10 protein-coding genes are annotated in these 12,694 nt (G+C 72.9%); 2 read left to right on the top strand and 8 right to left on the bottom strand.

Annotated elements, in window-relative coordinates:
- Positions 1-332: 332 nt before the first annotated feature.
- From ACGFYQ_RS06375 to ACGFYQ_RS06350, 6 genes are all read right to left on the bottom strand, one after another.
- The gene (locus tag ACGFYQ_RS06375) at positions 333-2,456 is read right to left on the bottom strand and encodes a putative bifunctional diguanylate cyclase/phosphodiesterase (protein WP_393740929.1); all 2,124 of its coding nucleotides are present in this window, start codon (positions 2,454-2,456) and stop codon (positions 333-335) included.
- Positions 2,457-2,910: 454 nt separating this feature from the next.
- Positions 2,911-5,112 (bottom strand): NAD-dependent DNA ligase LigA, encoded by a 2,202-nt coding sequence (gene ligA / locus ACGFYQ_RS06370; RefSeq protein ID WP_393740527.1) that lies wholly within the window; start codon positions 5,110-5,112, stop codon positions 2,911-2,913.
- A gap of 30 nt (positions 5,113-5,142) precedes the next feature.
- On the bottom strand, positions 5,143-6,126 hold the full coding sequence (locus tag ACGFYQ_RS06365; RefSeq protein WP_393740525.1) for a methionine synthase: 984 nt from the start codon (positions 6,124-6,126) through the stop codon (positions 5,143-5,145).
- Positions 6,123-6,812 carry an SDR family oxidoreductase gene (locus tag ACGFYQ_RS06360; RefSeq protein WP_393740523.1) on the bottom strand — a complete coding sequence of 230 codons (690 nt, stop codon included), beginning with the start codon at positions 6,810-6,812 and terminating at the stop codon, positions 6,123-6,125. Before ACGFYQ_RS06360 ends, ACGFYQ_RS06365 begins: the two co-directional genes overlap by 4 nt.
- Before the next feature lie 85 nt (positions 6,813-6,897).
- Positions 6,898-7,242: a DUF1330 domain-containing protein gene (locus tag ACGFYQ_RS06355; RefSeq protein ID WP_393740521.1), complete on the bottom strand. Its 345-nt coding sequence runs from the start codon at positions 7,240-7,242 to the stop codon at positions 6,898-6,900.
- Positions 7,243-7,329: 87 nt separating this feature from the next.
- Positions 7,330-8,337: a GlxA family transcriptional regulator gene (locus tag ACGFYQ_RS06350; RefSeq protein ID WP_393740928.1), complete on the bottom strand. Its 1,008-nt coding sequence runs from the start codon at positions 8,335-8,337 to the stop codon at positions 7,330-7,332.
- Positions 8,338-8,499: 162 nt separating this feature from the next.
- On the opposite strand from ACGFYQ_RS06350, the gene ACGFYQ_RS06345 reads away from it, so the two are divergent.
- Positions 8,500-9,423 carry an NADP-dependent oxidoreductase gene (locus ACGFYQ_RS06345; RefSeq protein WP_393740519.1) on the top strand — a complete coding sequence of 308 codons (924 nt, stop codon included), beginning with the start codon at positions 8,500-8,502 and terminating at the stop codon, positions 9,421-9,423.
- Here ACGFYQ_RS06345 and mnmA read toward each other — a convergent pair.
- On the bottom strand, positions 9,420-10,571 hold the full coding sequence (gene mnmA, locus ACGFYQ_RS06340) for a tRNA 2-thiouridine(34) synthase MnmA (RefSeq protein ID WP_393740517.1): 1,152 nt from the start codon (positions 10,569-10,571) through the stop codon (positions 9,420-9,422). The genes ACGFYQ_RS06345 and mnmA overlap by 4 nt on opposite strands.
- Positions 10,572-10,631: 60 nt before the next feature.
- Here mnmA and ACGFYQ_RS06335 point away from each other — a divergent pair, with 60 nt between their 5' ends.
- Positions 10,632-11,324 carry an N-acetylmuramoyl-L-alanine amidase gene (locus ACGFYQ_RS06335; RefSeq protein WP_393740515.1) on the top strand — a complete coding sequence of 231 codons (693 nt, stop codon included), beginning with the start codon at positions 10,632-10,634 and terminating at the stop codon, positions 11,322-11,324.
- 37 nt (positions 11,325-11,361) lie between these two features.
- Here the strand turns inward: ACGFYQ_RS06335 and ACGFYQ_RS06330 are convergent, their stop codons facing one another.
- Positions 11,362-12,525 (bottom strand): cysteine desulfurase family protein, encoded by a 1,164-nt coding sequence (locus tag ACGFYQ_RS06330; RefSeq protein ID WP_393740513.1) that lies wholly within the window; start codon positions 12,523-12,525, stop codon positions 11,362-11,364.
- Positions 12,526-12,694: the final 169 nt, after the last annotated feature.

Raw genomic sequence — 12,694 nt, 5'->3', positions numbered from 1 at the left:
CTATGGGGCCGGGCCCGCTCACCACGAAACGGTTTGCCGCCGCCCGTCCGGGAGCCGCTGTACGGGGCCCCGCCCGGGCCCGCTGCGCGGCGCCTCCGGGCTCCGCCCGACCCCGCGCCTCAAGCGCCGGCGGGGCTTGATCGTGGTGCGGCCGAGTGGGCCCGCGCCCCTCAAAGATCCGGGGCTCCGCCCCGCACCCCGCGCCTCAAACGCCGGCGGGGCTGGCGGGCGGCAGCAGCCGAATCCAGCCTCGCCGGCGTTTGAGGCGCGGGGTCTGGGGCGGAGCCCCGGGAGCGGCGCCGCAGCGGCCGGATCAGCGCTCACCGACGGAGTCACACGGCGTCGGCTTCGGCGGCGGCCAGTTCCGCCGAGATGTCGGCCGGGCGGCGCCAGCCGCGCTCGCCGCGGGCCAGCAGCCAGGCCGTGGCCTCCTGCGGCGGCATGGCGGCGGCGACCAGCCACCCCTGCACCGCGTCGCAGCCCAGGTCCCGCAGCCGCTCCCAGGTCTCGTCGTCCTCGACGCCCTCCGCGACGACCAGCAGGCCGAGCGAGTGCGCCAGGTCCACCGTGCAGCGGACGATCTCCGCGTCCTGCGCGTCGACCGCCAGCCGGCCCACGAACGAGCGGTCGATCTTCAGCTCGCTGACCGGCAGGCGGCGCAGGTGGACGAGTGAGGAGTAGCCGGTGCCGAAGTCGTCCAGGGACATCTTCACGCCGTGGCCGGTGAGCCCGGCCATGGTGTCCGCCGCCCGCTGCGGGTCCTCCAGAAGCACGTGTTCCGTTATCTCCAGCTGGAGGCCGCTCGCCGGGACCCCGTGCCGGGCCAGCCTCGCGGCCACCGCACCCGCGAAGCCCGGGGTGTGGACGTCGCGCGGCGAGACGTTGACGGCCACCGGGACCTTCAGGCCCTGGGCGCGCCACCGCGCCGCCTGGGCGAGGGCCGTCTCCAGCACGTACTCCGTCAGGTGCGGCATCAGGCCGGAGGTCTCGGCGATCGCGATGAACTCGTCCGGGGACACCCGTCCCCGCTCCGGATGCACCCAGCGCACCAGGGCTTCGAGCCCGGCGACCTGGCCGTCGAAGCGGACCTTCGGCTGGTAGTGGAGTTCCACTTCACCGGCGTCGAGGGCCCGGCGGAGATCACCCAGGAGGCCCAGGCGGTCGGGAGTGTTGCTGTCCCGCTTGGACTCGTACACCTCCACGCCCGTGCGGTCGCGCTTCGCCTGGTACATCGCCACGTCCGCGCGCCGCAGCAGCCCCTCCGCGTCCAGCGCGTGGTCGGGGAAGACGGCGAGGCCGGCGCTGGCCTCCAGGACGAGGGTGAGGCCGTCCAGGTCCAGTGGGGAGCTGAGCTCCGCGACCAGGTGGCGGGCGATCCGCTGGGCGCTGGTGGTGGAGTCGGCGACAGGGAGCAGGACGGCGAACTCGTCGCCGCCGAGCCGGGCCGCCTCGGCGTCCTCGGGCAGGGCCTGACGCAGCCGGTCGGCGATCTGGAGGAGCAGCCGGTCGCCCGCCAGGTGGCCCAGGGTGTCGTTGACCGCCCGGAAGCGGTCCAGGTCGATCAGCACAAGAGCTGCCCGGGTGCCCAAACGTTCAGCCTCGTCCAGGGCGCTCCAGGCGCGTTCCAGCAGCCACTGCCGGTTCGGCAGCCCGGTCAGCGGATCCCGCAGCTGCTCCTCGGCGCGCGCCCGGGCGATCCACAGGGTGGAGTCCAATGCGATCAGCGGTACGGCGAACAGCGGCAGCAGCACCGGCTGTGAGACCGCGACGACGCAGATCAGCGGGGCGATGCCGAGCAGGGCGACGGCCACTAACGCCTGCCGGAGCAGGGCCGTACGGGCGACCGTGGGCAGGCCGCCGCCGCGCGGGACCAGCGCGATCCACAGCAGGACCCGGGTGGCGAGCAGGTAGGCGACGGCGACGAGGACGACCTCGGGCACCGCGTCCAGGCCCCAGGTGGTGGGGTTCCACGGGGTCTCGACGGACGGGGCTTCGCCGAAGGCGGCGAGTACGAGAGCCCCCGCGCCGATGCCGAGGATGTCCACGGAGCCGTGCAGCAGGCCCTGCCGCCAGCGGTGCCGGCGTGCGGCCCCGACCAGCGAGACGACCGCCAGCGAGACGAGGCCGGCGGGCACCCACCCGTAGAGGATGAGCACGCCCAGGGTGAGCGCGGCGCCCGATCCGGTGCCGCCCCACCAGCGGTCGCGGCCGAGTGCGACGAGGTGGCCGACGATGATGCCGGTGAGCAGGGCGAGCGCCCAGCCCACCGCGCCGCCGGGGAACAGGGCGTGACGGTCGGTCAGGGCAGAAACGATCCCGGCGGCGAGCACCACGACGGACAGGCCCACGACGGCGAAGGACAGCACGCCGCGCCGCCCCGCTCCGGGGCCGCCGGTCGCGAGCGGCCGGGTCTCCGGTGTCCTGGCCCCCAGGACACCCATCCGCCCCGCCCGCATGGACGGGATGTCCCCGCCGAATTCATGTGACGGGTCGGCGCTTTCGGTGGGTTTCATGCCCGTCCCTCTCACAGCCGGCGATGCCGATGTCACGCAATGGCCCCGATGTCGTGCCATCACGGCTGGAATCGCATCCTGCAGCCGTGCACGAGGGGCGCACCCCTCAACAGTAGGACGCGAGAGGGGCCCAGGGGCAGCGGTCGGCGGTGGTTGCCCGAATGCGACCCAGCCATCCTCATCAGTACGGTATCCGCCGAACGGGTGAGTTTGAACCAGGGCCCCCTGGTCACCCATCCGATGATCCGACAGGTCACCGCCCTGCCACCAGCCTTGTACCGGCCGTTTACCACCGTCCGCCGCGCCTGGCGTGCGCCCGCCCGTACGGCCGCACGCCACGCATCCGTTCGCCTTCGCTACTCCCGTCGGGCCTGTCCCGCGATCGCCTGTAGGGGTCTTACTCCGTTCCGCCGTCGCCGTCCACCGGAAGCGCGGCCTCCCGTGCCGCGTCCGGGCCCTGCTCCAGCAGCACCTCGAACCCGGCGTCGTCGAGGATGGAGAGCTTCAACTGCACGGCCTTGTCGTACTTCGAGCCGGGGTTGTCGCCGACCACGACGAAGGAGGTCTTCTTCGAGACGGAACCGGTGACCTTGGCGCCGCGGCTCTGCAGGGCCTCCTTCGCGCCGTCCCGGGTGTGGCTCTGCAAAGTGCCGGTGACGACGACGGTCAGCCCCTCCAGCGGGCGCGGCCCCGCCTCCTCGGCGGAACCTTCCTCCTCCATCCGGACCCCGGCCGCCCGCCACTTGCGCAGGATCTCCTGGTGCCACGGCTCCTTGAACCACTCCTTGAGGGAGGCCGCGATGATCGCGCCGACCCCGTCGGTGGCCGTCAGCTCCTCCTCGGTGGCCTTCTCGATGGCCTCGATCGACCGGAACTCGCGGGCGAGGGCTTCCGCCGCGACCGGACCGACATGACGGATCGACAGGCCGTTGATGATGCGGGCCAGCGGGCGGGACTTGGCGGCGGCGATGTTCTCCAGCATCGCCAGGGCGTTCTTCTTCGGCTCGCCCTTCTGGTTGGCGAAGACCGTGACGATCTTCTCCTCGCCCGTCTTCGGGTCCCGCTTGGGCAGTCCGCTGTCCTGGTCCAGGACGTACGCCTTGATGGGCAGCAGCTGCTCGATGGTGAGGTCGAAGAGGTCGCCCTCGTCCAGCAGCGGCGGCTGGGCCGGCTCCAGCGGACCGGTCAGCGCGGCCGCCGCCACCATGCCGAAGTTCTCGATGTCCAGGCTCTGCCGGCCGGCGAGGTAGAAGAGCCGCTCGCGCAGCTGGGCGGGGCAGGTCTGCGCGTTGGGGCACCGGACGTCGATGTCCCCCTCCTTCATCGGCCGCAGCGCCGTCCCGCACTCGGGGCACTCGGCGGGCATCACGAACTCCCGCTCACTGCCGTCCCGCAGGTCCACCACCGGGCCGAGGATCTCGGGGATGACGTCGCCCGCCTTGCGCAGTACGACGGTGTCCCCGATCAGCACGCCCTTGGCCTTGACGACCTCCTGGTTGTGCAGCGTCGCGAACTCGACCTCCGAGCCCGCCACCGTCACCGGCTCCACCTGCGCGTACGGGGTCACGCGCCCGGTCCGGCCGACGCCGACCTTGATGTCGATCAGCTTGGTGTTGACCTCTTCGGGGGCGTACTTCCAGGCGATCGCCCAGCGCGGGGCGCGGGCGGTGGAACCGAGGCGGCCCTGGAGCGCGATCTCGTCGAGCTTGACGACGACGCCATCGATCTCGTGCTCCACCGAGTGCCGGTTCTCACCGAAGTACGCGATGAACTCCCGGACCTCGCCGAGCGTCGAGACCACCTTGTTGTGCCGGGCGGTGGGCAGACCCCACTCGCGCAGCAGCTCGTACGCCTGCGACTGGTGCTCGATCTCGAAGCCCTCGCGGGCGCCGATGCCGTGCACGACCATGTGCAGCGGGCGGCTCGCGGTGACCTTCGGGTCCTTCTGGCGCAGCGAACCGGCCGCCGCGTTGCGCGGGTTGGCGAAGGGCTTGCCCTCGGTCTCGACGAGCCGCGCGTTGAGCTCCTCGAACTTCTCCATCGGGAAGAAGACCTCGCCGCGGATCTCGACGAGCGCCGGGATCCGGTCGCCCTTCAGCCGGTCCGGGATCTCGGCGATGGTGCGGACGTTGGGCGTGATGTCCTCACCGGCGCGGCCGTCGCCGCGGGTGGCGGCACGGGTCAGCCGGCCGTTCTCGTAGGTGAGGTTGACGGCGAGGCCGTCCACCTTCAGCTCGCACAGGTAGTGGTAGTCCGAGGTGTTCACGTCCCGGGCCACCCGCTCGGCCCAGGCGGCCAGTTCCTCGTCGTCGAAGGCGTTGTCGAGGGAGAGCATCCGCTCCCGGTGCTCGACGGAGGCGAAGTCCGTCTCGTACGCCCCGGCCACCTTCTGGGTCGGCGAGTCGGGGGTGCGCAGCTCCGGGTACTGCTCCTCCAGCGCCTCCAGCGAGCGCAGCAGCTTGTCGAACTCGGCGTCGCTGACGACCGGCTGGTCGTTCACGTAGTACCGGAAGCGGTGCTCCTCGACCTGCTCGGCCAGCAGCGCGTGCTGCTCACGCACCGCCGCCGGTGCTGCCGTGTCCTGCTGTTCGGCTGCCATGCCGTTTCCTCCCGTGCCCCGTCTCGACCGTCACTCAGGGTTGTCGGCGAGCGACCTCGCCGCCCTGACGCAATGCGCCTGCACCGCACGCGCGTAGGCGGGTGAAGCACCCGCCAGACCGCACGACGGGGTGACCACGACGGACTCCGCCAGAGTCCCCGGGGCCAGCCCCAGCCTGCGCCAAAGCTTCCTGACACCCATGACGCTACCGGCAGGGTCTGACAACGGGACGTCGGTGCCCGGCACCACTCCGGCGAAGAGTTTCGTACCGCCTTCGACGGCCTCTCCGATGGCGTCGTCCTCGCGCTCGGTGAGCAAGGAGAAATCGAACGACACCCCCGCGGCGCCGGCGCGCCGCAGCAGCCCGAAGGGGACCTCGGGCGCGCAGGAGTGGACGACGACCTCCCCGTCGTGGACGGCGAACAGGTCCCGCAGGGTGCCCTCGACGACCTGCCGGTCCACGGCGCGGTAGGTGCGGTAGCCGCTGGCGGAGCGGACCCGGCCGAGCAGTACGGCGGTCAGGGACGGCTCGTCGAACTGCAGCACGACCTCGGCGCCGGGGATGCGCTTGCGGACGTCGGCCAGGTGCCCGCGCAGGCCCTCGGCCAGCGATCCGGCCAGGTCCCGGCAGGCGCCCGCGTCCTGGAGCATCGCCTCGCCGCCGTGCAGCTCCAGGGCGGCGGCCAGCGTCCACGGACCGACGGCCTGGACCTTGAGCTTGCCGGTGTACCCCTGGGTGAACTCCTCCAGGGCGTCCAGGTCCTCGCCGAGCCAGGACCGGGCCCTGCGCGTGTCGCGCCCGGGGCGGTCGCTGATCCGCCAGCCACTGGGTTCCACGTGCGCGTACATCTCGACCAGCAGCCCGAGGGAGCGGCCGATCATGTCGGCGCCGGGCCCGCGGGCGGGCAGCTCGGCGAGGTACGGGAACTCCTCGAAGGACCCGGTGACGGTCTTCGCGGCCTCGCGGGCGTCGCCGCCGGGCAGCGAGCCGACGCCGGTGGCGCTCGCGCTCATCGGCCGGGCCTCACGCTCAGGTCGTTCACCTCGGCGTCGCGCGGCAGGTCGATGGCCATGACGATGGTGGTCGCCACGGACTCGGGGTCGATCCAGTCGGCGGGGTCGTACTCCTTGCCCTCCTGCGAGTGCACCTTGGCCTGCATCGGGCTGGCGGTGCGGCCGGGGTAGACGGAGGTCACGCGGATGCCGTGGGGCTTCTCCTCCTCCCTGAGGGAGTCGGCGAGCGCCTTGAGGCCGTGCTTGGAGGCGGCGTACGCGCTCCAGTCGGCGTGGGCGTGGAGCCCGGCGCCGGAGTTCACGAAGACGATGTCGGCGTGCGAGGCGCGCAGGGTGGGCAGCAGCAGCCGGGTCACCTCGGCGGGGGCGATCAGGTTCACGTTGAGCTGCTGGTGCCAGGTCTTGGGCCGCAGATCGCCCACCGGTCCCAGGTCCACGATCCCGGCGACGTGCAGGAGCGAGTCGATCCGCTCGGGAATCGGCTGCTTGGAGAAGGCCCACGAGAGGCGGTCGGGGTCGGCGAGGTCGCCGACGAGGGCCCGCGCCCCGGGGTACCGCTCGACGAGCTGCTTGCCGCGGCCGGCGTCGCGGGCGAGGAGGACGAGGTCGTCGCCGCGGGCGTGCAGGCGGGCCGCGACGGCGGCGCCGATGCCGGACCCGGCACCGGTGATCAGGTGAGTAGCCATACCGCCCATGCTCGCACCCGCCAGACGCCGACGGCCTCGCGGTACGCCGCCTCGCTCACGGCGAGCGCGTGGGCGACGTGGTACGTCAGAGCCCGGCGGCCGCGCGCAGGGCGGCGGCCGTCTTCGAGGCGTCGTAGTCGGCCGGGACACCCTCGACCAGGATGACCTCTCCCTGGATGTGGTCGGTGCGCAGCGGGAGGAGCTCCTGATAGGCGGGCGAGTCGTACCAGGCGCGGGCCTTCTCGATGTCCGGGAAGCCGATGACGACGACCGTGCCGGGCCAGGGGCCCTCCTTGACCTCGACCTCCTTGCCGTGGACCAGGAAGCGGCCGCCGAAGGGGTCCATGGTGGACTGGATCTCCTCGATGTAGCGGAGGACGTCCTCGTTCATCGTGTCGGGGCGGATGTGGCCGATGGCGTAGGCGGTCATGACGATCTCCCCTCCAACCGGCCCGCCGGTTCGGGCCGTTGACCAGATCCTTTCAGCCGCGGCCTCGGGGGGCGATTACTCCGGAGGTCATGCCGGGACGGGACTCTGCGGCTGGAAGGTGCGGCGGTAGGCGATCGGGGAGATCCCGAGGGCGGTCCGCATGTGCTGGCGCAGGGAGTTGGCGGAGCCGAAGCCGGCCCGGTGGGCGACCAGGTCGACGGGGAGGTCGCTGGACTCCAGCAAGTGGCGGGCGATCTCCAGCCGTTGGGCGGTGAGCCACTGGACCGGGGTCATGCCGACCTCGTCACGGAAGCGCCGGGTGAAGGTGCGCAGACTCATCCGGGCGTGGGCGGCCAGCTCGCTCAGGGTGACCGGCTCGTCGAGGCGTTCCAGGGCCCAGGCGCGGGTGGCGGTGGTGGTGGCGACGGTGGGTTCGGGGACGGGCCGGTCGATGTACTGGGCCTGCCCGCCGTCGCGCCAGGGCGGTACGACGCACATGCGGGCGGCGCGGTTGGTGACGGCGGCTCCGTGGTCGCGGCGGATCAGGTGCAGGCAGAGGTCGACGCCGGCGGAGACCCCGGCGGAGGTCAGGATGTCGCCGTCGTCGACGAAGAGGACCTCTTCGTCGAGGAGGACCCGGGGGTAGGCCCTGCGGAATTCGGGGGCGAGGTTCCAGTGCGTCGTCGCGGGGCGGTCGTCGAGGAGTCCGGCGGCGGCGAGGACGTAGGAGCCGGTACAGATCGAGACCAGGCGGACGCCGGGGCGGATGCCGGCGATGGCCGCCGCCACCTCGGGCGGCAGCGGCCCCCCGAGGGCCAGCTCGGGCATGGCGTGTGTGGGCGGGATGATCACGGTGTCGGCAGCGGCGAGGGCCTCGGGCCCGGCGGCGGGCTGGAGGGTGAAACCGGAGTCGCTCATCACCGGGCCGCCGTCGGCGGTGCAGACGACGACCTCGTAGAGGGCCTCGCCGTGCTCGTCCACGGCGCTGCCGAAGACCCGGGAGGGGATCCCGAGCTCGAACGGCGGGAAGCCGGGCAGGGCGAGCACCGCGATCCGGTGCCGGTCGTGGGCGCCACTGCCCCGGGCTGCCGTCATGCTTGCCGTCGTCCCTGCCGCACTCACCTCGGTCATGGCCAGATCCTGTCACATAGTGGCCATCCGGCCAACACCACGCCCGGCGCGCCCGGCCGATGCTGGAGGCACATCAGCGGTCGGAACCGACCGGGAACTGCGGAAACCGTTCGAGGAGAAGAAGAAATGCGTGCTGTCGTCGTAAGCGAGTGGGGCGGCCCCGAGGTCCTGACCGAGACCGAGATCGAGCGGCAGGAGCCGGGCCTGAACGAGATCCTGGTGCGCGTCCACGCGGCAGGCGTGAACCCTGTCGACTGGAAGACGCGGGCCAGCGGCGGACTGATCGCCTGGGGCGAGACCCCGATCGTCGGCTGGGACGTCTCGGGCACCGTCGAGGCGGTCGGCCCCGGCGTGACCCTGTACCGCGCGGGCGACGAGGTGTACGGGATGCCGCTCTTCCCGCGGCAGGCGGGCGGCTACGCCGAGTACGTGACGGCTCCCGCCCGGCACTTCGCCCGCAAGCCCGCCTCGCTGGACCACGTGCAGGCGGCCGCGCTGCCGCTGGCGGCGCTGACCGCCTGGCAGGCGCTGGTGGACACCGCCGGGGTCTCGGCCGGACAGCGCGTGCTGGTGCACGCCGCGGCCGGCGGGGTCGGTCACCTGGCCGTGCAGATCGCCAAGGCCCGGGGCGCGTACGTGATCGGCACCGCGAGTGCGGGCAAGCACGACCTGCTGCGCGACCTCGGCGCCGACGAGGTGATCGACTACCGCACCACGGACTTCGAGGACGCCGTCACGGACGTGGACGTCGTGATCGACGCCATCGGCGGGGACTACGGGCAGCGCTCGCTGAAGGTGCTGAAGCCGGGCGGCCACCTGGTGACCCTGCCCGGCCCGGACGGCATCCCGGCCGACACGCAGGGCGTGCAGGCCTCCTGGGTCCTCGTGGAGCCGGACCTGAAGGGCCTGGAGGAGATCGCGGCCCTGGTCGAGCAGGGCCTGCTGAAGCCGCTGGTCGACACCGTGCTGCCCCTGGAGCAGGCCGCGAAGGCCCACGAGATCGGCGAGCAGGGCCGGACGACCGGCAAGATCGTCCTGACGGTCGCCTAGGCCTGGGCCTGGGCCTGGGCGGAGGCAGCGGCCGCGCGGGTGGTCGTGGCGATGGTGGCGGAGCCGACCACGCGCGTGCCGTCGTAGAGCACGATCGCCTGGCCGGGAGCCACGCCGCGGACCGGCTCGGTGAAGGAGACGCGCAGCTCGCCGTCCACCAGCTCGGCGAAGACCTCGGTCTCGCCGCCGTGGGCGCGCAGCTGGGCGGTGTACGTGCCGGGGGCGGCGGCCGTGGAGCCGCACCAGCGGGGGCGGATCGCGGTCAGGGCGGTGACGTCGAGGGCCTCGACGGGGCCGACGGTGACGGTGTTGTTCACCGGGGAGATGTCGAGGACGTAGCGCGGCTTGCCGTCGGCGGCCGGGTGGCCGATCCGCAGGCCCTTGCGCTGGCCGATGGTGAAGCCGAAGGCGCCCTCGTGGGTGCCGACCTTCTCGCCGGTCTCGTCGACGATGTCGCCCTCGGCCTTGCCGAGGCGGTGCGCGAGGAAGCCCTGGGTGTCGCCGTCGGCGATGAAGCAGATGTCGTGGCTGTCGGGCTTCTTGGCCACGGCGAGGCCCCGCTCCTCCGCTTCGGCGCGGATCTCTTCCTTGGTGGTGAGGGTGTCACCGAGCGGGAAGAGGGCGTGGGCGAGCTGCTTCTCGTCGAGGACGCCGAGGACGTACGACTGGTCCTTGGCCATGTCGGAGGCGCGGTGAAGCTCCCGGGAGCCGTCCTCGTTCAGTACGACGGTGGCGTAGTGGCCGGTGCAGACGGCGTCGAAGCCGAGGGCCAGGGCCTTGTCGAGCAGCGCGGCGAACTTGATCTTCTCGTTGCAGCGCAGGCAGGGGTTCGGGGTGCGCCCGGCCTCGTACTCGGAGATGAAGTCCTCGACCACGTCCTCGCGGAAGCGCTCGGCGAGGTCCCAGACGTAGAAGGGGATGCCGATGACGTCGGCGGCGCGGCGGGCGTCGCGGGAGTCCTCGATGGTGCAGCAGCCGCGGGCGCCGGTCCGGAAGGACTGCGGGTTCGCGGAGAGCGCGAGGTGGACACCGGTCACGTCGTGCCCGGCTTCGACCGCGCGGGCGGCGGCGACGGCGGAGTCCACGCCGCCGGACATGGCGGCCAGGACGCGAAGGGGACGGGCGGTACGCGGCAGGTTCTCAGTCATAGCACCGTCCAGAGTACGGGGGAACCGAGCGGGGTCACAGCGCGTTATCGGGTACGGGGGGTGGATCACATCGTCAAGCAGGGGAACAAGGAGAAGAAGCCGCCGGGCCGGACCCGCAGGGCCGTGCTGTTCGGCGGGCTCGGGGTCCTCGCGGTGGCGGCGGTCGCCGGGCGGGACGAGATCGGGCGCGCGTGGTGGCTGCTGCCGGGGGTGGCCAAGCCGCGCAAGGAGGGCGAGATCGACCACGCGGGCGCGAGCTGGACCGCGGCCTCGCCGGCGAACTGGCGGCTGGCGGACCGGCCGGACGACTACCGGGTGGACCGGATCGTCGTCCATGTCACGCAGGGCGGCTTCGAATCCTCGGTGGACGCCTTCAGGAACCCGTGGCACAAGGCGTCGGCTCACTACATAGTCCGCGGGGACGGCCATGTGGAGCAGATGGTGCGCGAGCTGGACGTGGCCTTCCACGCGGGCAACCGCTCGATGAACGAGCGCAGCGTCGGCATCGAGCACGTGGGCTTCGTGGACCGCCCGCAGGACTTCACGGACGCGATGTACGCGGCCTCGGCCCGGCTCGCGGCCGACGTCTGCCGCCGGTACGGCATACGGGCGGACCGCACCCACATACTCGGGCACTCCGAGGTGCCGGGCGCCGACCACACGGATCCCGGCCGCCACTGGGACTGGGACCGGTACCTACGCATGATCCGGGCAGAGCTCGACGGAACGGGGCCCGGCGCGGGCAAGGCATGATCCGAAGGAGACGGCCCGGTCACGGCCCGGACAGGGCCTAGCTGAGGCCCGCCGTGCGAGCGCGTTCCACCGCCGGGCCGATGGCCGCGGCCACGGCTGCGACGTCCTCCTTGGTGGAGGTGTGGCCGAGGGAGAAGCGCAGCGTGCCGCGGGCCAGCTGCGGGTCGGTGCCGGTGGCCAGCAGGACGTGGCTCGGCTGGGCCACTCCGGCGGTGCAGGCCGAGCCGGTGGAGCACTCGATGCCCTGGGCGTCGAGCAGGAGCAGCAGGGAGTCGCCCTCGCAGCCGGGGAAGCTGAAGTGGGCGTTGGCCGGGAGCCGGTCGTCGGGGTCTCCGCCGAGGACGGCGTCCGGCACGGCGGCGCGGACGGCGGCGACCAGCTCGTCCCGCAGGGCGCCGATCTCGCCGGCGAACCGCTCGCGCCGCTCGGCGGCGAGGACGGCGGCGACCGCGAAGGCGGCGATGGCCGGCACGTCGAGGGTGCCGGAGCGGACGTGCCGCTCCTGGCCGCCGCCGTGCAGTACGGGTACGGGGCTCTGGTCGCGGCCCAGCAGCAGCGCGCCGATGCCGTACGGGCCGCCGACCTTGTGGCCGCTGACGGTCATCGCGGCGAGGCCGCTGTCGCCGAAGGCGACGTCGAGCTGCCCGAAGGCCTGGACGGCGTCGGAGTGCAGCGGGATCCCGTACTCCCCCGCCACGGCGGCCAGTTCGCGGACCGGCATGACGGTGCCGATCTCGTTGTTGGCCCACATCACCGTGGCCAGGGCCACGTCGTCGGGGTTCCGCTCGACGGCCTCGCGGAAGGCGTCGGCGTGCACGCGCCCGTAGTGGTCCACCGGCAGGTATTCGACCTGGGCGCCCTCGTGCTCGGCGAGCCAGTGGACCGCGTCGAGCACGGCGTGGTGTTCGACGGGGCTGGTCAGGACCCGGGTCCGGGCGGGGTCGGCGTCGCGGCGGGCCCAGTAGAGGCCCTTGACGGCGAGGTTGTCGGCCTCGGTGCCGCCGGCGGTGAAGACCACCTCGCTCGGGCGGGCACCGATCGCGTCGGCGAAGGCCTCGCGGGCCTCCTCGACGGTGCGGCGGGCCCGGCGGCCGGCGGCGTGCAGGGAGGACGCGTTCCCCGTGGCGGCGAACTGCGCGGTCATCGCCGCGGCGGCCTCCGGCAGCATCGGGGTGGTGGCGGCGTGGTCGAGGTAGGCCATGATCCCCCGATTCTACGAGTGCCCTGACGCGCTGCTGCGCCGCGGTCCCGGCAAGTAGGCCCCTCCGGGGCCCCAGGAGCTTCGCCCCGGACCGCGCGCCTCGGACTCCGCCGGGGCTGGAGGTGCCCTGCGGGCACCGTCCGGCCCCGGCCGGGGATCGGCGGACGGG

It is taken from the genome of Streptomyces sp. NPDC048258 (genome assembly GCF_043201995.1).
Taxonomy (GTDB): Bacteria; Actinomycetota; Actinomycetes; order Streptomycetales; family Streptomycetaceae; genus Streptomyces.
This window is presented reverse-complemented; position numbering and strand designations above follow the sequence as displayed.

Excerpts from the sequence above, each read along its gene's own strand:
- ACGFYQ_RS06360 (WP_393740523.1), bottom strand. The coding sequence starts at position 6,812 with ATGGCTACTCACCTGATCACCGGTGCCGGGTCCGGCATCGGCGCCGCC.
- ACGFYQ_RS06345 (WP_393740519.1), top strand. The coding sequence starts at position 8,500 with ATGCGTGCTGTCGTCGTAAGCGAGTGGGGCGGCCCCGAGGTCCTGACC.
- ACGFYQ_RS06355 (WP_393740521.1), bottom strand. The coding sequence starts at position 7,242 with ATGACCGCCTACGCCATCGGCCACATCCGCCCCGACACGATGAACGAG.
- ACGFYQ_RS06375 (WP_393740929.1), bottom strand. The coding sequence starts at position 2,456 with ATGCGGGCGGGGCGGATGGGTGTCCTGGGGGCCAGGACACCGGAGACC.
- ACGFYQ_RS06350 (WP_393740928.1), bottom strand. The coding sequence starts at position 8,337 with ATGACGGCAGCCCGGGGCAGTGGCGCCCACGACCGGCACCGGATCGCG.
- ligA (WP_393740527.1), bottom strand. The coding sequence starts at position 5,112 with ATGGCAGCCGAACAGCAGGACACGGCAGCACCGGCGGCGGTGCGTGAG.
- mnmA (WP_393740517.1), bottom strand. The coding sequence starts at position 10,571 with ATGACTGAGAACCTGCCGCGTACCGCCCGTCCCCTTCGCGTCCTGGCC.
- ACGFYQ_RS06365 (WP_393740525.1), bottom strand. The coding sequence starts at position 6,126 with ATGAGCGCGAGCGCCACCGGCGTCGGCTCGCTGCCCGGCGGCGACGCC.
- ACGFYQ_RS06330 (WP_393740513.1), bottom strand. The coding sequence starts at position 12,525 with ATGGCCTACCTCGACCACGCCGCCACCACCCCGATGCTGCCGGAGGCC.